Genomic DNA, 19,773 nt, shown 5'->3' with positions numbered 1-19,773 from the left:
CCAAGGGGGTGTCGCCGGACACCCCCGGCGTGCTGCCTGTCGCCTCCGCCGAGGTGCGGAGGCGACAGGCAGTTCAGACACCCTTTCTCCTCGCACGGGCCCTGCTGTGCAGGGCTAGCGCTCGGCCCAGGAAGCCGAGGGCGGCCGTACAGGTCAGCGTCCGAGCGATGTTGGCGACGGACCACGGGCCCTCGAATGCCTCACGCACAGCACGTAGGTCCGGGATCTTCTCCGGCGCCCCCGCCTGAGCCAACGCGTTGTTGAGTGGGATGTTCACGCTCATCGTGATGGTGAGCATGGCGCTGTAGCACACCAGCGCTGCCCACACCCAGCGTGCGGCGCGGCGGTTACCGATGCGTTGCTGCATCAGGGCCGCCGCGCCGGTCGCCAGGAAAGCACCGATGAAGACCAGCCCGAACAGGCCGTTCTCGATCGCGCGGTTGACGTTCTGCACCACCGTCACGAACGTCAAATCGTCGCTGGTACGCAAACCTGGCAGTACACCGACGTCGAAGGCGAAGAAGAGACCTGCCATGAGCCCGACCCCGACCGAGGCACCCGTGAGGACAACGCCCGGTGCCGGACCGTGCGGCCGGGAGAGCCCGGCGGAGTGGTGGACGTGGACATCCGTGTCATTGCTCATCAGTTCTGCTTTCCTGCGTCGGGCGGGGACGTGGGCTCCTGGCGCCGGTCGGGTCAGGGGTTCCAGACGCCGGTGGCAGCGGCCTCCCGGGCGAAGGAGCTGAAGTCCTTCGGCTCGCGGCCCAGGGCCTGCTGTACGCCGTCCATGAGGTGGGCGTTCCGTCCGTCGAGGACCATGCCGAACAGGTCCGCGATCTCCGAGGGCAGGTCGTTCTCCTTGAGGATCCCCCGGAACTCCTCGTCGGAGACCCGGACGTAGCGGATGTCGCGGCCGGTGGCCCGGTTGATCTCCGCGACCGCGTCGTCGAAGCTCAGCAGACGGGGTCCGGTCAGCTCGTAGACCTTGCCGGCGTGCCGGCTGTCGGTGAGAGCGGCCACGGCGACGTCCGCGATGTCGTCGGCATCCACGAACGGTTCCACCGCGTCTCCCGTGGGCAGCGCCAGCTCACCGCCGAGCACCGGCTCCAAGAAGAAGCTCTCGTTGAAGTTCTGGTTGAACCAGCTGCACCGGACGACGGTCCAGTCAAGTCCCGCTTCCTGGGCGGCACGCTCCCCGGCCAGGGCGCCCTCTTCCCCGCGTCCGGAAAGGATCACCAGCCGCTCTGCGCCCTTGTCGGCTGCAAGCTTGGACAGACGACCGACCGACTCCGCGGCTCCGGGGAAGGCGAGGTCGGGCTGGTAGCTGATGTACACACTGCCGACGCCCTCCAGCAGCTGCTCCCAGGTGCTCTCGTCGTCCCAGGAGAACGGGGGCGTGCCGGAGCGCGAGCCGATGCGTACCGGGAGACCGCGCGCCTCGAGGCGTTCGGCGACCCTGCGACCGGTCTTCCCGGTGCCTCCGGTGACCAGCGTTGTGCTCGTCTCAGATGCGTTCGTGTTTGTCATGTGGCCAGTCAAGCCCGGACGAACGGAGACGGACCATAGCTGCGAAGCTCAATTGCATACGTCTGCGTCTACTCACAAGGCCCTGAATCCGTGTGGTGGCTCTCCCGCTCTGAACAGAGAGGGCCCGACGGACGACCGGACCGATGTCCGCTTCGTCCCGCCAGGGAGGGGATGTNCCCCCTTGGGGGGGGGAGCCGTAGACATGCTTCGAACCGGGCCCGTCGTGCGAGCGAGGTCCGCGAGGAACCCGCTGAACCGAACGAGGAGAGCGCGTGAACCCTGTACAAGCGTGGGCGGCCCTGGAACCAAAGATGGCGGCCACGAGGCGGCGCGTGCAGTCGCTCGAGTGGGAGCCCGAGCGCCGCAACAGCTTCGTCCCTTACACGGTGGAACGCGATTCCGCGTACGCCGACCTGGAAGGGACCCGCCATCTGATGATGTCCGGCTACAGCTACCTCGGGCTGACCGGTGACCCTCGCGTCGTCAGCGCGGCCACGGCAGCGATGGAGCGCTACGGTACCGGAAACCACGGGGTTCGGGCGCTGGCCGGGTCCATTCCGCTGCACGAGGAGCTCGAAGAGGAGATCGCCCGGTTCGCCGACAGGGAGGCCGCGATGGCCTTCGGCTCCGGATACGCGGCCAACATCGGCACAGTGGGAGGACTGGTCGGCCCGGGCGACACCGTCTTCATCGACAAGTACGCCCACGCTAGCATCGTTGACGGCTGCCAGCTCAGCGGTGCCACTGTGACACGGTTCCGCCACAACGACGCGGGGCACCTGGACCGGCGCATGGCCGCGGCCTCCCCCGGCGGGGTCCGGTTGGTCGTCGTGGACAGCGTCTACTCGATGGACGGCGACATCGCTCCGCTGCCCGAGCTGCGCCGGGTGTGCGACGAACACGGCGCCCTGCTGATGGTCGACGAGGCACACGCGCTTGGCGTTATCGGTTCCACCGGCCGCGGGATCGAGGAGCACTTCGACCACGCCGTCCGAGCGGACGTAAAACTCGGCACCCTGTCGAAAGCCGTCCCCTCCATGGGCGGATGGGTCGCAGGCCCCGCGGAACTCATCGCGCACCTGCGGTACGCCGCGAGACCCTTCCTGTTCTCCGCCGCGCTGGCACCCGCCCAGAGTGCGGCGGCCCTGGAGACGTTGCGGATCCTGAATGCCGAACCCGAACGGGTCACCCATATCCAGAAAGAGTCCGCCCGGCTGCGCGAAATCCTCACGCAGGCAGGTATGCGCACCGGGGACAGTCGGACCGCCGTCATTCCTCTCATCATCGGATCCGACGAGGACACCTACGACTACGCGACCGCCTGCCGGCGATCGGGGGTCATCGGTCTTCCCGTGGTCACCCCGGCCGTGCCCAACGGTCTGGCGCGCCTGCGCATCGCCGTAACGGCCCAGCACACCAAGGCCGACATCGACCTCGCGGCCGAGGCGTTCCTGGAAGCGGCCCGCGCCTGCCGCGTCATCAGCGCTTGAACGGCGACCGAGACGACAAGGGAGCAGTCGCATGCACACTTCCTCCAGAGCCGCGGTGGCCATCACCGGCCTGGGTGCCGTCACACCGGCCGGCTGTACGCCCGGCGACCTCTGGAACGCCCTGAGGGCGGGCTGGTCGGTCGCCTCCCTCCTCACCGGCCCCGACTTCCCCGGGACCCACCTGGGCTGCCGGGTGCGCGGGCTCGACACCGGCAACACGGTCTCGGCCAAAGACGCGCGCCGCATGGACCCGTTCGTGCTGTACGGCATCACGGCGGCGCTTGCTGCCCACCGGGACGCCGGCGCCCCCGGCACCGACCCCGGACGCAACGCGATCGTCATGGGGAACGCCGTCGGGGGTCGCCACGTCAGCGACCGGGAGTCCGTCCACTTCGCCGAGTCCGGTCCGAAACGGGTCAACCCGTTGATGCCGCTGATGACGATGCCCAACGCTGCGGCCGCGCAGACCGCCATTCGGCTCGGTTGGCAGGGCCCCGCCCACACCGTCGCCACGACCTGCGCCAGCGGCGCGGACGCCGTGGGGTACGGGATGGACCTGCTCAGGTCTCACCGGGCCGACGTGGTGATCGCGGGCGGGTGCGAGGCCACACTCACACCCGTGACGCTCGCCGGGTTCGGCAACCTCAACGCCATGTCCGGGCGCACGGACGAGCCCGAGCGGGCCAGTCGGCCTTTCGACGCAGACAGGGACGGCTTCGTCATGGGCGAGGGCGCCGGGTGCGTCGTGCTGGAACGGCTCGACGACGCACGGGCACGAGGGGCGAGGCCCTACGCGGAGGTCGCCGGTTACGCGGCCACCTCCGACGCCCACCACCTCTCCATGCCGCTACCGGACGGTGCCGGGGCGGCGGGCGCGATGCAGGGCGCCGTTGCGGACGCGGGACTGGCCCCGTCCGACATCGTCCACGTGAACGCACACGGCACCTCCACGCCCCACAACGACCGGGCCGAGGCCGCCGCTCTGCGCAAGGTGTTCGGAGAGCATCACCCGCCGGTCACCGGGTCCAAGGGGGTGCTCGGCCACCTGATCGGCGCGGCCGGCGCGGTCGAACTCATCGCCGCGGTGCAGAGCATGCGCCGGTGCGAAGTGCCCCCCACGGCGAACCACGAACGCCCCGAATCCGGCCTGGAAATCGACGTGGTCCACGGCACGTCCCGTTCGGTCCCCTTGGGGGCCGCGCTTACGAACTCCTTCGGTTTCGGCGGACACAACACGAGCCTGGTGGTGAAACCCGTATGACCGTCCACCCCGTACCCCCGGCCCGGAGCGCTGTGCCCGGCCCCTCCGAACGCGCCGTGCACCACGTCGCGGCCCGGGAGGGCGCCCGCGCCCACCGCGTTGCGCTCCGCGCCGGCCTGACCGCTGACCACGACGGGTGCGCCTCCCCCGTGTACCCGTTCGTTCTCGCGCAGTCGTCGGCCGAGCAGGCACTGCGCGAACTGACAGAACGGGAGGACGAAACACCGTCCCCGGTCCACTTGGGCCAGGAGATCCGGCTCCGGCGCCTCTTCCGTCCGGACGAACGCGTCCGCGCATCCCTCGAACTGCTCGGGGTCCGCCGCGAGCAACGGGGCGTTCGCGCCGCCACACGTACCGAATTCACCGGGGAGGACGGCGAGCACGTCGCCGAGTCGATCACCAGCGTGCTCCTGGTCGGCGCCGGCACAGCCGAACCCTTCGGGAGGATCCCGGTGGGCACAGCCCCCGACCAGGAGGGGAGCGAAGGGGACCCGGTGACGGTGGGGCACACGCTGACCCGGGAGTGGACGAGCCGCTACGCCGAGGCCGGCCGCGATCCCAACCCCATCCACCTGGACGACGGTGCGGCGCGTGCGGCGGGCTTCGACGGCGCGATCGTGCACGGTATGGGGGTGCTCGGCCTGGTGTGCGAGGAAGTGATCGACCGCTGTGCCGACGGCGACGCTTCCCGGGTCCGGTCGGTCGGTGCGCGCTTTGCCGCCCCGGTCCCGGTGGACGAGCCGTTCGACACCGTCCTCAAACCGCGGACCTCGGGTCGTTCCGTCTCCTTCACCTGCCGCACCTCCCGAGGCCTCGCCATCAAGGGCGGGTGGGTGCAGATCGGCCCCGAGGGCCGGGGCGAGGGACGGGGGCGGTCGTGAACGGCGTGCCGCACCTGTGCGACCGGATCCTTGCCCGGGTCGAGGAGCAGCCGGACGCGCCCGCGCTGATCGGGGACGGCGAAGTGACGACCTATCGCGGCCTTCACACTCTGGCGGTCCGGTACCAGGAGCGGATGGCGCGCCCCGGCCTGGCACGCGGGGAGCCTGTCGCGGTCCTGGCGGANCGCCGCCCGCCGTGGCGCTGATCCTGGCGTGCCTGCTGGACGGTCGGCCGTTCCTCCTGCTGCCCACTGGGCTCCCGGACGCGCAGTCGGCGGATCTGGCGGCGCAGGCCGGTTGTCGTGCGGTCTTCGATCCCGAAGGTGAACCGCTCGCCGCTCCGCCCTTGGACGACGTGCCGACGGAGCCGCTCCCTTCCGGCACCACGTTCATGCTCACCACGTCGGGTTCCACGGGCCGACCGAAGGTCGTGCCGTTGAGCGGGGACGCCGTGGCCGCCTTCGCCGCCTGGGCGGGGCCGGCGTTCGGTCTCTGCCCCGGGGTGGGCGTACTCAACTACGCACCCCTCAACTTCGACCTGTGCCTCTTCGACATCTGGTCCTCCCTGGCCTACGGGGCCCGGGTCGTGCTGGTCGGCCCCAAACAGGCGATCCGGGGCTCGGCCCTGCTCGATCTCGTGCTGGAGCACGAGGTGAGCGTCGTGCAGGCGGTGCCGATGGCCTACCGGCTCCTGCTCGACGCGGCGCACGAGCGAGGCACGGTCCTGCGGTCAGTCCGGCACGCCGTGTTCACCGGCGACACAATGCCCGAGCACACGCTCTCCGGTATGTCCGCTCTGCTGCCGGAGGCCCGTATGTACAACGTGTACGGCTGCACGGAGACCAACGACAGCTTCATGCACGAGTACACGGCGGAGGAAGGTGCGGGAGGCGGGGATGACCCAGCGGGCCCGTCTATCGGCACCCCTCTGCCCGGGGTCGGGGCGATGGTCCTGGACGGCCGGGGCGAGCGCGTCGAGGGTCCGGGCAGCGGAGAACTGTACGTGTCCACCCCCTTCCAGTCGGAGGGCTACCTGGACCCGGCCCGCCGGGAGGGTGTCTTCACCGGCCATCCGCTGGGGTCGGATGAACGCCGGTGGTACCGCACGGGCGACCTGGTGCGCCGGGACGCCTACGGCCGGCTCCGGCTCGTCGGACGCGCCGACCACCAGGTCAAGGTGCGGGGCGTCGCGGTCAACACCGCCGAGGTGGAACGTGTCCTCCTCGCCCACCCCGACGTGCTGGAAGCGGGGGTCGCCGCCCTGCCCGACACGGTCGCCGGGCGCCGCCTGGCTGCCGGGGTGCGGCGGGCGCCCGGAACCGGGCTCAACAGCCTCACCCTGCGGGCGTACTGCGCCCAGTACCTGTCGCGCGCGGCCGTCCCCGGATCGTTCCGGATCACCGACGACGCACTGCCCACCACGTCCACCGGCAAGATCGACCGCACCGCGCTCGGGGCCACGCCTGCGGGCGCGCACAAGACGGTAACCACCTAGAACAACCGAGAGAAGGACGGCATGGATCACACCGACACCATCAAGCGGTTCATCATCGAGGAGTTCCTGCCCGACCTGTCGGTCGACGAGCTCCCGGACGACCACGACCTGCTGTCGGGCAGCGTCATCGACAGCATCGGCACCCTGAAGCTCATCGCCTGGGTCGAGAGCAGGTTCGGCGTCCAGGTCGACGACACGGAGCTGAACCCGGACAACTTCCGGAGCGTCGCCTCGATCTGCGCGTTCATCAACGAGATAGGCGGGCGCGAGCAGACGGGGACCCGAGGTGCATGAGGTTGTGACGGGCCTGCTGGGGCGGCGACCGGTGGCCGATCCGGAGATCTGGCGGTCGTTGTGGGACCTGCTCGGCGACGGCGGCCTGAACCAAGGCCAGGCCGCCGCACTGCTCGCGTCCCTGACGACCCGGACACCTGATCCGGAAACCCTGGACGCCCTGTTGGCTTCGCTCGGACGGCACCCCGCGGGCTCGGACGGCCACTGGCCCGGCACAGTCAACGTGGTGGGCACCGGAGGCGGCCCTTCGACCTTCAACGTCTCCACGGCCGCGGCGTTCGTCGCCGCGGGCGCAGGTGTCCGGGTCGTCAAGACCGGGTCGCGGGCCTACGCCAGCGCCCTGGGATCCCACGACCTGCTGGAACACCTCGGCGTGCGGCTTACCGCGTCTTCCCAACAAACCGCCGACACCCTCGAACACCACGGCATTGCGTTCGCCGGCCCGTACGTGTATCCCGTGGAACTGGCCCGGTTGGCCCGGACCCTGGCACCGATCAGCATGCGGCCCTTCGGCCGCTTCCTGAACACGGTCGGCCCGTTCTTGGCGAACCTGCCCGTGACCGCGCAGGTCACGGGGGTTTCGGACAGAATGCCGCTGGAAGCTCTGCGCGGCTTGGCCGCGCGGGCGACCGGCCGGAAGGTCTGGCTGTGCCACAACCTCTCCGGGGCCGACGAACTGCTGCCCTTCAGCGAGAACACCATCGAGTCCAACGGATCGGACCTCAGCGGCGGGCGGCTGGTTTTGCACATGGGCGATCCGGTTCCCGTGGAAGGCGGTATCGACGATCTGCGCGGCCCTGAGGACCCCGCGGAGGCCGTACGCCATTTCCTGGGCGTGCTGTCGGGCGGCGCAGGGGAGACGGCCGTTCGGACCGTCTGCCTCAACGCTGCGGCTCTTGCGGTTGCCTCCGGACACACCCCCTCCTGGAGGGAGGCCTGCCGTGCGGCCAGGGAATCGATCGACAGCGGTGCGGCCAGGGCTGTCGCCGAGCGGATGCGGAGCGACACGGGAGACGGCCACGCTTCCCCGAGGAGATCGGCGGTGGCCCATGGCTGACTTCTTCACACCGGGGTCCTCGCACGAGCCGGCCCTAGTGCTCTTCCTTAACTCGGGCGACCCGCCGTTGGACGAGCTCGAGGAGACCGTCCTCATGCTCGACGAGGAAGGCGTCGGCTGTCTGGAGCTGGCAGTGCCCTTCCCGGACTCGATCACCGACGGCCCGGTGGTGAGGCGCTCCGCGCGCCGGGCCCTCGACCGGGGGGTAGATCTCGACGACGTGCTTGGGTTCGTGGGGCGTGTCCGTCCCGGGCTCCAGCACCTGCGCATCGCGGTGCTCGTGGACTGGAGCCACTCGCTCAAGCACCGCCGGCTGAGCACGGCCGTCGGGGACGTGGCCGCTTCGGGCGCCGACGCTCTGCTCACCCACGCTCTGCCGCCCCGGCTGAACGAGGAGTACTACGCAGCGGTCCACGAGGCTCGCATGCCGGTCGTGACCACGTGCTACCCGCAGACCCCGCGGGAGACCGCGGTTGCCGCCGGGGCCCGCGCGACCGCCTTCCTGTACCTCGTCGCCCGGTACGGGCGCAGCGGTACCGGACCGAGCGGGGGCCACGCCGAGCTGGCCCCGACGGTGGCACGCCTGCGCACTCTCACCGAGGCCCCCATCGCCATCGGGTTCGGGGTGCGCACCGGCGAGGACGTTGCGGCGGTGGGTGCCGCGGGAGCGGACGCGGCGATCGTCGGATCGGCGGGCGTCGCGCGCATAGAGACGGCCCGTGAGGAGGGCGGGGACGCGACGGCCGCCCTGCGAGGGCTCGTCCGTTCTTGCCGCGCTTCCTGAACGAACGAGAACTGCAGAGAACCAGAGAGAACCACAAGGAACAGGAGTCCAGCATGATCATCCGCGACCTCGAGAGCGTGAAGACCGTCGACTGGGGGAACGGGACGAGCCGACGTTTCCTGGTCGAGTCGGACGGCCTGGGATACAGCGTCACCGACACCGTCGTGCGAGCGGGGACGAAGTCCCGGCTCGAGTACAGGAACCACTTGGAGTCCTGCTACTGCATCGAGGGCTCGGGGGAGGTCATCGACATGGACGGAACCTCCTATCCCATCATCCCCGGTCGGCTGTACTCCCTCGACCAGTACGACGCACACTTCCTGGTGGCGAGCCCGCACGAGGACCTGCGGCTGGTGTGCGTCTTCTCCCCGGCGTTGCAGGGGGACGAGAGGCACCGGCTGGACGACCACGTCTCCTCGATGTATTGAGGGGGCCGACGTGATCGAGTGGACAGCAGAACAGACGGAGCTGCGGAAAGGGCTGGCGCGCTGGGGCGAGGAACTCAGCGAGGGGCACCTCGAACGGGATGGCGCCGCCCGGTTCTCCTGGGACAAATGGCGTCTGATATGTGCGAGCGGCCTGATTAGCCTGCCCTTCCCTCAGCGGTGGGGCGGGCTCGGCCAGTCCCTGACCACCACCATGTACGCGCTCGAAGGGCTCGGAGAGCACTGCCGCGACTCGGGGCTCAACTTCTCCGTGACCACGACCATGGCCAGCACGGGCATCCCCCTGGAACACTTCGGCACCGAGTCCCAGAAGAAGAAGTACCTCCCGCGCGTGTGCTCGGGTGAGATGATCGGCGCGCACGCCATCACCGAACCGGGGAATGGGTCCGACGCACTGGGCATGGCCACCCGGGCCGATCGGGACGGCGACCATTTCGTCCTGAACGGCAGCAAGGCCTTCGTCTCCAACGGACCCGTCGCGGACGTGTTCGTGGTCTACGCACGGACCCGCCCGGACGGGGGAGCGCTCGGCGTGACCGCGTTCCTGGTGGACCGTGCCACGCCCGGGCTGAGCGTCGGGGAACCGACGGAGAAGATGGGCCTGCGCTCCTCGCCCCTCGGCGAGCTCTTCCTCGACGACTGCCGGGTCCCCGCGCACCAGGTGCTCGGGCGGGTCGGCGGAGGGTTCCTCGTGCTCGACTTCGTGATGAAACGGGAGATCCTGCTGTCCTTCGTGGTCAACACGGGGGAGATGAGCCACCGCCTGGCCCGGTGCGTGGACTACGCCAGGAGCCGGAAGGCCTTCGGCTGTCCCATCGGTTCGTACCAGTCGGTCTCCAACAAGATCGTCGACATGAAGATCCGGTTGGAGACGTCCCGCAAATGGCTTTTCGACACCGGCGAACGGCTCGAAGCGGGGGAGGATGTGACGGCCGACCTGGCGATCGCCAAGCTCGTAACGAGCGAGAGCAACGTGGCCTCCAGCCTCGACGCCGTGAGCATCTTCGGTGGTTACGGATACATGGCCGAGTACGGGCTCGAGAAGGACGTACGCGACGCCGTGGGCGGGACCATCTACTCGGGGACCAACGACATCCAGTACAACCGTATCGCTTCGACGTTGGGGCTGAACCCGTGACCTCCACCGCCCGTACCCGGCCGCCGACGCCGACGGGCCGGTTGCTGAAAGTCTGCGGGGCCACGTCCGCCCGGGACGTCGACGTGCTGGCGTCGTCCGGGGCGGACTGCGTGGGACTGTGGCACGGCGTGCCCGGCGGACGCGCCGAACTGACGGCCGACTGGCTCGTGTCCCTGGCCGGGGCGGCCAGGAGGACCGGACGGCTCGAACCGGTACTGGTCACGTTCCTGGGCGACCCCCGAGCACTCGCGGACACCGCCCGCAGTGCCGGCATGCGGTGGATCCAACTGCACGCCTACCAGTCCCCTCCGGTGGTGCGGTCCCTGCGCACAGCCCTCCCGGAAGCCGTGATCGTCAAGGTGCTGCACCTCGATCAGGGAGGGAGTTGCCCGGAACTTCCCCTGATCGACTCCTACGCCCGGGCGGGGACCGACCTGTTCCTGCTCGACACCGTTGCCGACGGCGGCCGGATCGGTAGCACGGGGCGCTCCTCGGCCGAGTGGGCGGTCATGGACGTCGTGTCCCGCACGACCGTCCCGTTCCTCCTGGCCGGAGGGATCACCCCGCAGAGCACGGCCGACTACCCCCGCGTGGTCAGGCAGCCCGCCTTCCGCGGCGTCGACGTCGACACCGCGGCGCGCGACACCGACGGACGCATCTGCGCGCACGCCGTCGACGACCTCGTCCGCGCTTGGAGGAACGACCCGCAGGAGGCCCACGTATGACAGGACGTTTCGCCGAGGCCTTGACGACAGCCGACCGGCCCGTCATCGCCGAGGTCAAGCGGCGCGACGCCCACGGCAGGGACCTGTTCGCCGACCGCTCCCCCGAGGAGATCGCCGCCGCCTACGAAGCCGCGGGGGCGCCGTGCCTGTCGGTCGTCACCGGCCGGTGGTTCGGCGGAACCCCGGAGCTGTTGCCGAGGGTGGCCGCCGCGACCGGCCTGCCGGTCCTGCAGAAAGACTTCATCACCACACGCGCCCAGCTGGCCCGGGCCGTGGAGTACGGAGCCTCGGCCGTACTGCTCACCGCCGCGGTCCTGCCCGGGGAGGTCCTGGAGACCCTGGTCCCCCGTTGCCTGAACCTCGGGCTCACCCCGTTCGTGGAGGTGACCACGGAGGAGGAGGTGCGGAGCGTGCCGCGGCCCGACCGGTGCGTGATCGCGGTGAACAACAAGGACATCCGGGACCGGGAACGTGGCCCGGGCGACCTCGGCCGCAGCCGTGCCCTGCTGTCCGCGCTCATCACGGCCGGTACGTCGTGCCCGGTCAGCGCCAGCGCCATCGACACACCGCAGGCGGCCGCTCGGCTCCTCGACGCCGGGTTCGCGGGGCTGCTGGTCGGTACGGCGCTGCTGAGCGAGGGCTCGCCCGAGGGGTGGCTCGCCGATCTGGACCGGTCCAGGAACACCGAACAGGAAGAGCGGATCCCCCCATGGTGAAGAGGCGTGTGAACACGGACGGTACGGTCAGGGAGCCCGGAGGAGCGAGCGTACGCGACATCACGCTGGACGCCGACGGCGTCGAACTCTCCGGTCTGATCGCCCGACCGGCCGGGTGGGAGAACGCCGTGCCCCCCGCGGTGATCGTGGCCCTCCACGGCCGCTCCATGCGGGCCGGATACTTCCACGGTCAGGCACATCCCGACGTGTCACTGTTGGACCTGGCATCCTGCCTCGGCCACACCGTGCTCGCGTTGGACCGGCCCGGCTACGGCCGCTCGGCGGGCAACCTGCCTGAGGGGCAGACCCTGGCGGAGCAGTCGGCCACCCTGCACGCGGCGCTGCGCGCGTTCTCCCGCGACAACGACACGGGTGCGGGGTACTTCGTGGTCGCTCACTCCTACGGTGGGAAGGTCGCTCTGCAATTGGCGGCGGACGACACCGGCGGTGCGCTGATCGGCCTGGACATCTCCGGTTGCGGCATGGAGTACAGCGCCGACGGGAGGAACCCGCCCGGCACCGTCCACGGGTCGGCTCGCTTGAACTGGGGCGATCTGCAGCTGTACCCGCCCGGGACCTTCAAGCACAGCCGCGGTCTGCTCTCTCCGGTCCCCGCGCGGGAGGAATCGGAGTGGCCGTCCTGGCCGCGCCGTTACCAGGGTGTCGCCGCGCAGGTCGAGACGTCGGTGCGGTTGACGTTCGCCGAGCACGAGGCCTGGTGGCGTGTCGACGACGCGGCGATCGGCGCCATGGTGGGGCACCTGTCTGCTTCCCCCGCAGTCGGTGTGCACCGGCAGCCTGGGGCAGGCCACAACCTCAGCCTCGGCTGGGCCGCGCGCAGCTATCACCTGCGGGTTCTGGAGTTCCTCGCCGAGTGCTTGCCCGTGCGTTCTGACCGGCCCTCGGACGGGTGCTCCTGAACGCAGGACGCCGGAAGACGGGCGCGGCCCGTCCGGCCCCGGACGAAAGGGAACCACGGACGGTGATTCCGGTCGGTGCCCCAGGTTTCGGGGTGCGGATCTCTCGTTTCAGGTGGGGCCGATGACCGGGGATCCGTTTTTTCGGTCCTCGGTTTTTTGCAAGACCGGGGGCGGGCCGAAAAACGGGCCGAGAGAAGTGTCTTCTCCGGTGGGTTTTCGGGGTTTTCGGGCGTGCCGACGTTCGGCCGGCGCGCCCGAACGCCTCAGTACAGCAGCAGCGCGTACACGAGGCAGATCAGTGCCCCGGTGGACAACAGCGTGCGCACGATGTTCCACCTGACCCAGGGGCCCTCGAAGCTTCGGCGCACGGCGTCGGGCCGAGCGATCCGGTCGGCAGGGCCGGCCTCGGCCAGCTCGTTGTTCAACCTGATGTTGAACGCCCTAGTCACGAACACCATCGCCACGTACAGGGCCAGTGCGGACAGGATCCGGACGAGGACGGGACGATCGTCACCCAGGTGGAGGCCCGCAGCCAGTGCCGTCGACAGCAGGGCACCGCCGAACCCCAGCGCGAACCACCCGTTGAGGATCGCCGTGTTGATCCGCTGCATCACGTCGATGAACGTCCGGTCCCCGACCTGCCGCAGTGCGAGCATCACCGAGCAGGAATACGCATAGAACAGGCCCGCCACCAGGCCTGTCGTCGTGGTCGCCAATGCCAGGGACAAAATTCGCAGTGTCTCCATGCCCACCGCCCTCTCGTTCCGTGTCCTGTTTGCTCATGAAAAGGTGGAAAATCTGCACCCGCAGTCTATAATGGGTGCATGAATGCGCTGACAGATCTTCTGGAAGGCCCGAAAGCTCGCGGTGCCTTTCTTCTCCGTTCGGTCTTCAATCCACCGTGGTCCCTGAGGATCGAGGACAGAGCTCCGGTGTCCGTGGTGACCGTCGTGCGCGGGGAGGCCTGGTTGATGACCGCCCATGGCACCCCCACACACCTCATTCCGGGCGACGTCGCGGCGATCCGGGGCCCGGAGCCGTACACGCTCGCCGATACCCCGGACACACCCGAACAGATCACCGTGGGACCGGAACAGCGCTGCACCACCAGCGCGGGGGCGGACGTCACCGAACAGATGTCGCTGGGCCTGCGGACCTGGGGCGAGGACATCGGCGACGGCTCCACCGTGATCCTCAGCGGCACGTACCAGGCCTCCCTTGAGATCGGACGCCACCTCCTGGTCTCCATGCCGGAGCTGTTGGTCCAACCCGTCGGCACCGGCGGCAGCGACGCCCTGGTCGCGATGCTCACGGAGGAGATCGACAAGGAGGACCTCGGCCAGGAACTCATGCTCGACCGGCTCCTCGATCTCTTGCTGGTAAACGTGCTGCGGAACTGGTTGGCCTCCGGAGGCCCCGAGTCCCCAGCGTGGTATCGGGCACGCACCGACGACGTGGTCGGGCCCGCGCTGGAGCTCATCCACGAGGAGCCTGCCCGCCCGTGGACGGTGGCGACGCTCGCCGCAGAGGTCGGCGTCTCCCGTGCCGGACTCGCCCGCCGGTTCAACACGCTGGTGGAACAACCGCCGATGGCCTACCTCACGAGTTGGAGACTGACGCTCGCCGCCGACCTGATGCGGGAACCGGACGCCACCGTGAATTCGGTGTCCCGAAAGGTCGGCTACGGCAGTGCTTTTGCGTTCAGCACGGCGTTCAAACGGCTCTACGGGATGAGCCCGCAGGAGTACCGCACCGGGGGCGCGGACACGCGCCCGTCCCTGCCGCCCGTCACCGCCCCCTACACCCTGGTGCTCAGTCAATGACGGTCTCGGGCGGCAGGCCGGGCGCATCGGCCGGACACAGGACCGCCGTGACGAGCAGGCCCGCGTGCAGCAGCCACCGGCCCTCGTACCCGGCACCCTCCGGGCAGAGGGTCGGCGGCACCGCGGTGAAGGTACCTCCGGCGCCGAGCTGCACGGAGACGTCGCGCAGAGCGCACCACCGGCGCGCCTGCGGGAACCAGGCCTTGTAGGCCGCCTCTTTGGCGGAGAACAGCAGCCGGTCCCAGGGGACGCGGGGCTCCCTCGCCCCGAGGCGGGCGAGGGACGCAGCTTCCCGGGGCGAGGCGACAAGGGACCGGACGCCCTCCGGAAGAGGGAGCCCGGGCTCGGCGTCGATCCCCACCGCCGCTGCCTCCCCGGACCGGGCCACCACCGCGGCCCGGTAACCGTCGCAGTGCGTGATGCTGCCGACCACCCCGGCCGGCCAACGGGGTTCGCCGTGGCGGCCGGGGAGGATCGGCGCGGACTGCACCCCGAGGTCGGACAGCGCCCGCCGCGCGCACGCGCGGGACGTCGCGAACTGGCGCCGCCGCCGGGGCTGCCGCCCCGCCATGAGCGTCTCCTCCTCGGGGAACAACGGGGCGTGCGCGCCGTCGTCGAAGGCCTCGGCGGAGGCCGCGAAACCCGGCAACAGATCCCGGATCACCTCGCGGGGGCCCTAAGGCCGAAGACCTCCGACGCCAGTTCGCGCACAGCGCCAGCAACCCGGACCGGCGCCTCCAAGGGCAGCATGTGGCCCGTACCGGGCACCGATTCGAATCGGGCCCGGGGCAGTGTCTCGGCGATCGTCCGGCCCAGGTCCGGGGAGATCACACGGTCTTCGGAACCGGCCAGGACCGTCGTCGGGAGGATCACCGAAGGCAGGGCACCCCGCAGGTCCATGCCGCCCGAGCACCCGAAGCAGTCGGCCCGCACCCGGGCCGGGGTGGCAGCGAACATCTGCCGGTTGACCTCCAGTGCGCGCGGGTCGGCTCGGCGGCCCATGGTGTGCCGGAGCAGGCGCCGACCGAGCCGGGGCGCGGCCAGCGCACGGGAGAACAGGCGGCTGCCCATCATGCGGACCTCGCCGTCACCGTTGCCCGCGCCGTGGGCGGCGCTGTTGACCAGGACCAATCCGCCCAGGCGCCGCGCGGCGGCCTCCGGGGCGGCCGTGGCGTGGGCCAGGGCGGCGAACCCTCCGCCCGAGTGCGCGACGGCGATCGCGTCCACGGCGTCCATGGCCTCCAGTACAGCCGTCAGGTCCCGGCCGAGCCGTTCGACACCGATCGGATCGCTGCCCGGTTCGGAGAAGCCGTGGCCGCGTTGGTCGTAGAGCACCACCCGGTGACCGGAACGGAGCAGCCTGTCGGCGACCGTCCCCCACACACGGCGGCTCGCCGCCCAGCCGTGGGCCAGTACGACGGTGGCCGCACCCGTGCCGTCGGGGGCTGGGGCCAGGGGAGTGAGGTCGGTGACGGCGATCCGGGCACCGTCGTCGGTCCGGACGATCGTCTCGGCGGTGGCCCCTATGGTCGGTGCGCTCACCGTCCACCCCCGGGGAGCGCGTGATCCTCGGAGAGGATCCGTGCCAGCGAGGAGAAGGCCGCACGCGTGGCCCGGGAGTGTTCGACGTCAATCGGGGCCATCCGCGCCAGCGGCTTCAGCCAGCCGTGCGGCCGCGCACGGAAGTGCATACCGAGCCGAGTCCTGCGTCCGCCGTCCAGCGGGTCCAGCACGAACTCGCTGGGGCCCCGGAAGACGCCGTGGACGTACTCCACACCGAGCAGCCGGCCGGGTTCGCAGACCAGCGTCCGGGAGACGAACTTCAGTGTCGGCCCGGTGCGGTCCGCGCCGCGCAGGTGCACCGTCACCCGCACCGTGCCGCCCACCCGGTCCGGCGATCCGGAGAGGGGCGCGAAGGTGTTGTGCGGCACCCACCACCGGCCGGCGCCGCGCAGCTCCTCGATGAGCGAGTCCCAGACGGTATCGTGGTCGGCGTCGATCACTGCTTCGTCGATGAGGTCGTAGTTCTTCAAACTGATCCTCCCTGGGCAACAGCGGTGGAAACGAGACGGGAAGAAGGGGCGCAGCACCGGCCGTCTCTCGGACGCGGGGTCGGGGCGTCCGGGGCGCTGCGCCCCTGGCCTCAGCCGAAGAAGGCCTGTCCGGGGGTCAGGATCCCGTCGGGGTCGTGGCGCTCCTTCTGCTCACGGAAGGTGGTCCACCGGTTGCCGAAGTGCTCCTGCCAGTCCTCCACGGTCATCTCGGGGACGGCGCCCACCAGGTAGCGCTTGCCCCCCAGTTCGACACCACGGTCGTGCAAGCGGCGGTTCTGCTCGAGCATCCTGCCGCTGTCAGGGCCATCGGGCGCGGGGAATCGGAGCAGGTCGAAGAGGTAGCCCACCGGTTCGCCCGGCTGCATGACCAGCGGACGGGTGGACTTGCCGGTGTGGTACGGGTAGCAGAGCAGGAAGCCGGCGCCGAGGTCGTCCTGGGTCAGGTCCGCCAGCGCCTCCTCCAGGAACTGCTTCGTGCTGGAGGCTGGCATGAACATGCTCAGCCACGGCTTGGGCTGGGTCCAGAAACCGCCCTCCTTCAGCTCCGACTCGAAGGCGTCCAACCGGAACGCGTAGTCGCGGTAGGGCATTCCGACGATCTCGGCGGAGGAGCGGTCGTCGTTGAAGCCGCTCAGGAGTTCGTCCTGGTCGGGCGGTGAACCGGCCGGGTGGAAGGCGATGCCTTCGAGCTTGTACACCCAGCCCGAGCCGTCCGGGGAAGGCCCGGCTTCGCCCGCCTGGGCGTCGAACCGGCCCTCCTCCAGGGCTTTCTCCTGGTCGGCCATGTAGACGTCCAGGTCGTCGTAGACGAGGCTGCAGACGAGGACCTCATCGGGCGCCGGCACGAGGTCGACTGTAGCCCGGACGATAACGCCGCACTGGCCGCCGCCGCTGAGTACGGCCTCGAACAGGTCGCTGCTCTGCGTGGGGGATGCTGTCACCAGCTCGCCCTCGCCCGTGACCACGTCGACCGAGGTGACCGTGTCGACCTGGAAGCCGTAGCGGTGCACGGTGCTCCCGACGCCGCCGATGCTCAGGGTGCCGCCGATCGACAGGTGCAGGTAGTCGGTCAGGGCGGGGGGCGTCGCACCGACTTCCAGGGCCGCTTCGGTGAGCGTGGCCCAGGTGACCCCCGGTTCGACCACCGCGGAATCGGAGTCGATGCTGATGATCCTGGACAGGCCGCGGGCGTCGATGGAGATGCCGCCGGGGACCAGGGCCTGCCCGAAGCTCGAGTGCGATTCGAGGTCGTCGCCCGTGCCGCTACGGCCGTTCATGGCGATGTGGAGGCCGTTAGAGCGCGCGTAGTCGATCATCTTGACGATGTCGTCGACGGAGCCCGGGCGCAGAACGGCCCAGGGGTCGCTGTCCACCATCCGGCCGAAGTCGTGCCCGAAGCCGGACACCGCCTCGGTCTCGAGCGTGCCGTCCAGCGACGGAAGCTCGACGAGGTCCGGGTCGGTGGTCCCGGCGACGGCCCAGGACTGGGTGGAGATGCTCCACCCGGCGACGAGCACGGAGGCGGTCGCGCCCCTCAGCGCCTGGCGTCGTGACAGTGTGTTGCTCATCGGTTGTGGTTGCCTTTCAGGAACGGCCGTGAACGGCTTGGGGGATGTTCACAGTGCTGGCCAGCCGGTATTCGCTGGGGTCGAATCGCTTGGTCTCGCGGCGGAACCGCCACGTGTAGGTGGGCCAGATGGAGGGATTGCGGCCGTGCTCGTCGAGGTACCAGCTCCTGCAGTTGCCGGCGTCCCACACGGTGCCGTCGAGGCGCTTCGCCAGCCGGGTGTTCCACGCTTCCTGGGCCTCAGGGCGGACCTCGACGCTGTCCAGGTCGCGCTGGTCCATGTGGGCGAGGGCATCCAGCACGTAGGCGATCTGCGCCTCGATCATTACCACCTGGGAGGAGTGGCCGAGCGTGGTGTTGGGGCCGAGCAGCATGAACAGGTTGGGGAACCCGGAGACCGTGGTGCCGCGGTGCGCGGACACGCCCTCGTCCTTCCACGCGTCGCGCAGCCGGACCCCGTCGCGGCCGTGGATCCGCCGGGCGATTGGTTGGTCGGTGGCCGTGAAGCCTGTGCCCAGGATGATGGTGTCGATCTCGCGTTCGCGGCCGTCCGCGGTCACGATGGAGTCGGGCCGCACGTGGTCGATGCCGTCGGTGAACAGGTCCACGTTGGGCTGCTGGATCGCGGGATAGTAGTTGTTGGAGAACAACAACCGTTTGCACGCCATGACGTAGTCGGGGGTCAGGCGTGCGCGCAGTTCCGGGTCGGGCACGCTCTTCTCGAGGTGGTCGCTGGCCATCTTTTGCATCTTTGCCGCGGCCTTCGGGCGGGCCATGACGAAGGCCAGGATCTCCCGGCCCCACATGTTGAAGTTGCGCCGGAAGGACTGGTAACCGGGCACGTTGTGTAGGAGCCACGACTGCAGCGGGGTGGTGGTCTTGTCCGGCTTCGGGCCGATCCACGGCGGGGTGCGCTGGTACAGGTCCAGCCGGCCCACGCTCGGCTGGATCTGCGGGACGAACTGGATTGCGGAGGCTCCGGTGCCGATGACGGCGACGTTCCTCCCCTCCAGGTCGTGCTCGTGGTTCCAGCGGGAGGAGTGGAAGACGGTGCCCTCGAACCCGTCCAGCCCGGGCAGAGCGGGGATCGCCGGTTCGTTCAGGTACCCGCTGCCGGTGACGAGTACCTGGGCCGTGTACTCGCCCTGGGACGTCTCGATGTGCCAGCGGCGGATGCCCTCGTCCCAACGCGCCGCGAGCAGTTCGTGCCCGAAACGCACGTAGGGCCGGACACCGAACCGGTCGGCGACGTCGCGCAGGTAGTCGAAGAGCTCCTGCTGCCGGCCGAACGTGCTCTTCCACCCCGGGTTCTGCGCGAACGAGAAGGAGTACAGGTGGGACATGACATCGCACTGGCACCCTGGGTAGGTGTTGTCGCGCCAGGTGCCCCCCACCTCGTTCTCGCGCTCGAAGACGAGGAAGTCGTCGATCCCCTGGCCGAGCAGGCGGATGGCCATGCCGAGCCCGGAGAACCCGCTGCCGATCACGGCGACACGCAGGTCCCGCCGGGGTTCCCCGCCCGAGTCGCCGCCCGGGTGCGGGGAAGTGCTGTGCGCCCCGCTGCTGTGAGCGGGCGTGGTGGCACTGGTCATGTT

At 70.0% G+C, this 19,773-nt stretch carries 21 protein-coding genes; 13 read left to right on the top strand and 8 right to left on the bottom strand.

Features of this window, described 5'->3' with window-relative positions; genetic code table 11:
• Positions 1-73: 73 nt before the first annotated feature.
• Together D474_RS0120130 and D474_RS0120125 are read right to left on the bottom strand one after the other, a co-directional pair.
• Positions 74-643 carry an anthrone oxygenase family protein gene (locus D474_RS0120130; RefSeq protein WP_017615307.1) on the bottom strand — a complete coding sequence of 190 codons (570 nt, stop codon included), beginning with the start codon at positions 641-643 and terminating at the stop codon, positions 74-76.
• A gap of 53 nt (positions 644-696) precedes the next feature.
• Complete coding sequence (locus D474_RS0120125) at positions 697-1,527, bottom strand: NmrA family NAD(P)-binding protein (protein ID WP_017615306.1); 831 nt, start codon at positions 1,525-1,527, stop codon at positions 697-699.
• A 272-nt stretch (positions 1,528-1,799) separates the two neighbouring features.
• Between D474_RS0120125 and D474_RS0120120 the strand changes: the two genes are divergently transcribed.
• The 12 genes from D474_RS0120120 to D474_RS0120065 all read left to right on the top strand — a co-directional run bounded on the left by D474_RS0120120 (position 1,800) and on the right by D474_RS0120065 (position 12,734).
• Entirely contained in the window at positions 1,800-3,017 is a 1,218-nt protein-coding gene (locus D474_RS0120120; protein ID WP_040704030.1) for an aminotransferase class I/II-fold pyridoxal phosphate-dependent enzyme, read from the top strand.
• Positions 3,018-3,048: 31 nt separating this feature from the next.
• Positions 3,049-4,278 (top strand): beta-ketoacyl-[acyl-carrier-protein] synthase family protein, encoded by a 1,230-nt coding sequence (locus tag D474_RS0120115; RefSeq protein ID WP_017615304.1) that lies wholly within the window; start codon positions 3,049-3,051, stop codon positions 4,276-4,278.
• Positions 4,275-5,159, top strand: a complete 885-nt coding sequence (locus tag D474_RS29440; RefSeq protein ID WP_017615303.1) for a MaoC/PaaZ C-terminal domain-containing protein — start codon at positions 4,275-4,277, stop codon at positions 5,157-5,159. Before D474_RS0120115 ends, D474_RS29440 begins: the two co-directional genes overlap by 4 nt.
• 196 nt (positions 5,160-5,355) lie before the next feature.
• On the top strand, positions 5,356-6,654 hold the full coding sequence (locus tag D474_RS29435) for an AMP-binding protein (protein WP_017615301.1): 1,299 nt from the start codon (positions 5,356-5,358) through the stop codon (positions 6,652-6,654).
• A 21-nt stretch (positions 6,655-6,675) separates the two neighbouring features.
• On the top strand, positions 6,676-6,948 hold the full coding sequence (locus tag D474_RS0120100; RefSeq protein ID WP_017615300.1) for an acyl carrier protein: 273 nt from the start codon (positions 6,676-6,678) through the stop codon (positions 6,946-6,948).
• 4 nt (positions 6,949-6,952) lie between these two features.
• Positions 6,953-8,005, top strand: a complete 1,053-nt coding sequence (locus tag D474_RS0120095) for an anthranilate phosphoribosyltransferase (RefSeq protein WP_017615299.1) — start codon at positions 6,953-6,955, stop codon at positions 8,003-8,005.
• The gene (trpA, locus tag D474_RS0120090) at positions 7,998-8,789 is read left to right on the top strand and encodes a tryptophan synthase subunit alpha (protein ID WP_017615298.1); all 792 of its coding nucleotides are present in this window, start codon (positions 7,998-8,000) and stop codon (positions 8,787-8,789) included. The genes D474_RS0120095 and trpA overlap by 8 nt, the downstream gene beginning before the upstream one ends.
• 53 nt (positions 8,790-8,842) lie before the next feature.
• Positions 8,843-9,217, top strand: a complete 375-nt coding sequence (locus D474_RS0120085) for an ectoine synthase (RefSeq protein WP_017615297.1) — start codon at positions 8,843-8,845, stop codon at positions 9,215-9,217.
• A gap of 10 nt (positions 9,218-9,227) precedes the next feature.
• Positions 9,228-10,373 (top strand): acyl-CoA dehydrogenase family protein, encoded by a 1,146-nt coding sequence (locus D474_RS0120080; protein WP_017615296.1) that lies wholly within the window; start codon positions 9,228-9,230, stop codon positions 10,371-10,373.
• A complete protein-coding gene (locus D474_RS33565) occupies positions 10,370-11,098 on the top strand; it encodes a phosphoribosylanthranilate isomerase (RefSeq protein ID WP_017615295.1) in 729 nt (242 codons plus the stop codon). The genes D474_RS0120080 and D474_RS33565 overlap by 4 nt, the downstream gene beginning before the upstream one ends.
• A complete protein-coding gene (locus D474_RS0120070) occupies positions 11,065-11,814 on the top strand; it encodes an indole-3-glycerol-phosphate synthase (RefSeq protein ID WP_239647128.1) in 750 nt (249 codons plus the stop codon). The genes D474_RS33565 and D474_RS0120070 overlap by 34 nt, the downstream gene beginning before the upstream one ends.
• 8 nt (positions 11,815-11,822) lie before the next feature.
• A complete protein-coding gene (locus tag D474_RS0120065; protein ID WP_239647127.1) occupies positions 11,823-12,734 on the top strand; it encodes an alpha/beta hydrolase in 912 nt (303 codons plus the stop codon).
• Positions 12,735-12,997: 263 nt separating this feature from the next.
• Here D474_RS0120065 and D474_RS0120060 read toward each other — a convergent pair whose 3' ends face one another.
• Positions 12,998-13,462, bottom strand: coding sequence for an anthrone oxygenase family protein (locus D474_RS0120060; protein WP_239647126.1), 465 nt, complete (start codon positions 13,460-13,462; stop codon positions 12,998-13,000).
• A 96-nt stretch (positions 13,463-13,558) separates the two neighbouring features.
• Between D474_RS0120060 and D474_RS0120055 the strand changes: the two genes are divergently transcribed.
• On the top strand, positions 13,559-14,557 hold the full coding sequence (locus D474_RS0120055; RefSeq protein ID WP_026118652.1) for an AraC family transcriptional regulator: 999 nt from the start codon (positions 13,559-13,561) through the stop codon (positions 14,555-14,557).
• Here the strand turns inward: D474_RS0120055 and D474_RS33935 are convergent.
• From D474_RS33935 to D474_RS0120030, 5 genes are all read right to left on the bottom strand, one after another.
• Entirely contained in the window at positions 14,547-15,206 is a 660-nt protein-coding gene (locus D474_RS33935) for a 4'-phosphopantetheinyl transferase family protein (RefSeq protein ID WP_275040806.1), read from the bottom strand. The two genes, D474_RS0120055 and D474_RS33935, sit on opposite strands and share 11 nt — an antisense overlap.
• 11 nt (positions 15,207-15,217) lie before the next feature.
• On the bottom strand, positions 15,218-16,099 hold the full coding sequence (locus tag D474_RS0120045; protein ID WP_017615289.1) for an alpha/beta fold hydrolase: 882 nt from the start codon (positions 16,097-16,099) through the stop codon (positions 15,218-15,220).
• Positions 16,096-16,590: an SRPBCC family protein gene (locus D474_RS0120040; RefSeq protein WP_017615288.1), complete on the bottom strand. Its 495-nt coding sequence runs from the start codon at positions 16,588-16,590 to the stop codon at positions 16,096-16,098. The genes D474_RS0120045 and D474_RS0120040 overlap by 4 nt, the downstream gene beginning before the upstream one ends.
• 110 nt (positions 16,591-16,700) lie before the next feature.
• Complete coding sequence (locus D474_RS0120035; RefSeq protein ID WP_017615287.1) at positions 16,701-18,179, bottom strand: FAD-binding protein; 1,479 nt, start codon at positions 18,177-18,179, stop codon at positions 16,701-16,703.
• A 16-nt stretch (positions 18,180-18,195) separates the two neighbouring features.
• Entirely contained in the window at positions 18,196-19,770 is a 1,575-nt protein-coding gene (locus tag D474_RS0120030) for a flavin-containing monooxygenase (RefSeq protein ID WP_017615286.1), read from the bottom strand.
• Positions 19,771-19,773 lie beyond the last annotated feature (3 nt).

The sequence above is a fragment of the Nocardiopsis salina YIM 90010 genome (genome assembly GCF_000341025.1).
Classification (GTDB): domain Bacteria; phylum Actinomycetota; class Actinomycetes; order Streptosporangiales; family Streptosporangiaceae; genus Nocardiopsis; species Nocardiopsis salina.
The sequence above is the reverse complement of the archived record's forward strand: the minus strand, read 5'-3'. Positions and strand labels throughout refer to the sequence as shown.

Excerpts from the sequence above, each read along its gene's own strand:
- D474_RS0120125 (WP_017615306.1), bottom strand. The coding sequence starts at position 1,527 with ATGACAAACACGAACGCATCTGAGACGAGCACAACGCTGGTCACCGGA.
- D474_RS0120115 (WP_017615304.1), top strand. The coding sequence starts at position 3,049 with ATGCACACTTCCTCCAGAGCCGCGGTGGCCATCACCGGCCTGGGTGCC.
- D474_RS0120130 (WP_017615307.1), bottom strand. The coding sequence starts at position 643 with ATGAGCAATGACACGGATGTCCACGTCCACCACTCCGCCGGGCTCTCC.
- trpA (WP_017615298.1), top strand. The coding sequence starts at position 7,998 with ATGGCTGACTTCTTCACACCGGGGTCCTCGCACGAGCCGGCCCTAGTG.
- D474_RS0120055 (WP_026118652.1), top strand. The coding sequence starts at position 13,559 with ATGAATGCGCTGACAGATCTTCTGGAAGGCCCGAAAGCTCGCGGTGCC.
- D474_RS29440 (WP_017615303.1), top strand. The coding sequence starts at position 4,275 with ATGACCGTCCACCCCGTACCCCCGGCCCGGAGCGCTGTGCCCGGCCCC.
- D474_RS0120030 (WP_017615286.1), bottom strand. The coding sequence starts at position 19,770 with ATGACCAGTGCCACCACGCCCGCTCACAGCAGCGGGGCGCACAGCACT.
- D474_RS0120085 (WP_017615297.1), top strand. The coding sequence starts at position 8,843 with ATGATCATCCGCGACCTCGAGAGCGTGAAGACCGTCGACTGGGGGAAC.
- D474_RS0120035 (WP_017615287.1), bottom strand. The coding sequence starts at position 18,179 with ATGAGCAACACACTGTCACGACGCCAGGCGCTGAGGGGCGCGACCGCC.
- D474_RS0120100 (WP_017615300.1), top strand. The coding sequence starts at position 6,676 with ATGGATCACACCGACACCATCAAGCGGTTCATCATCGAGGAGTTCCTG.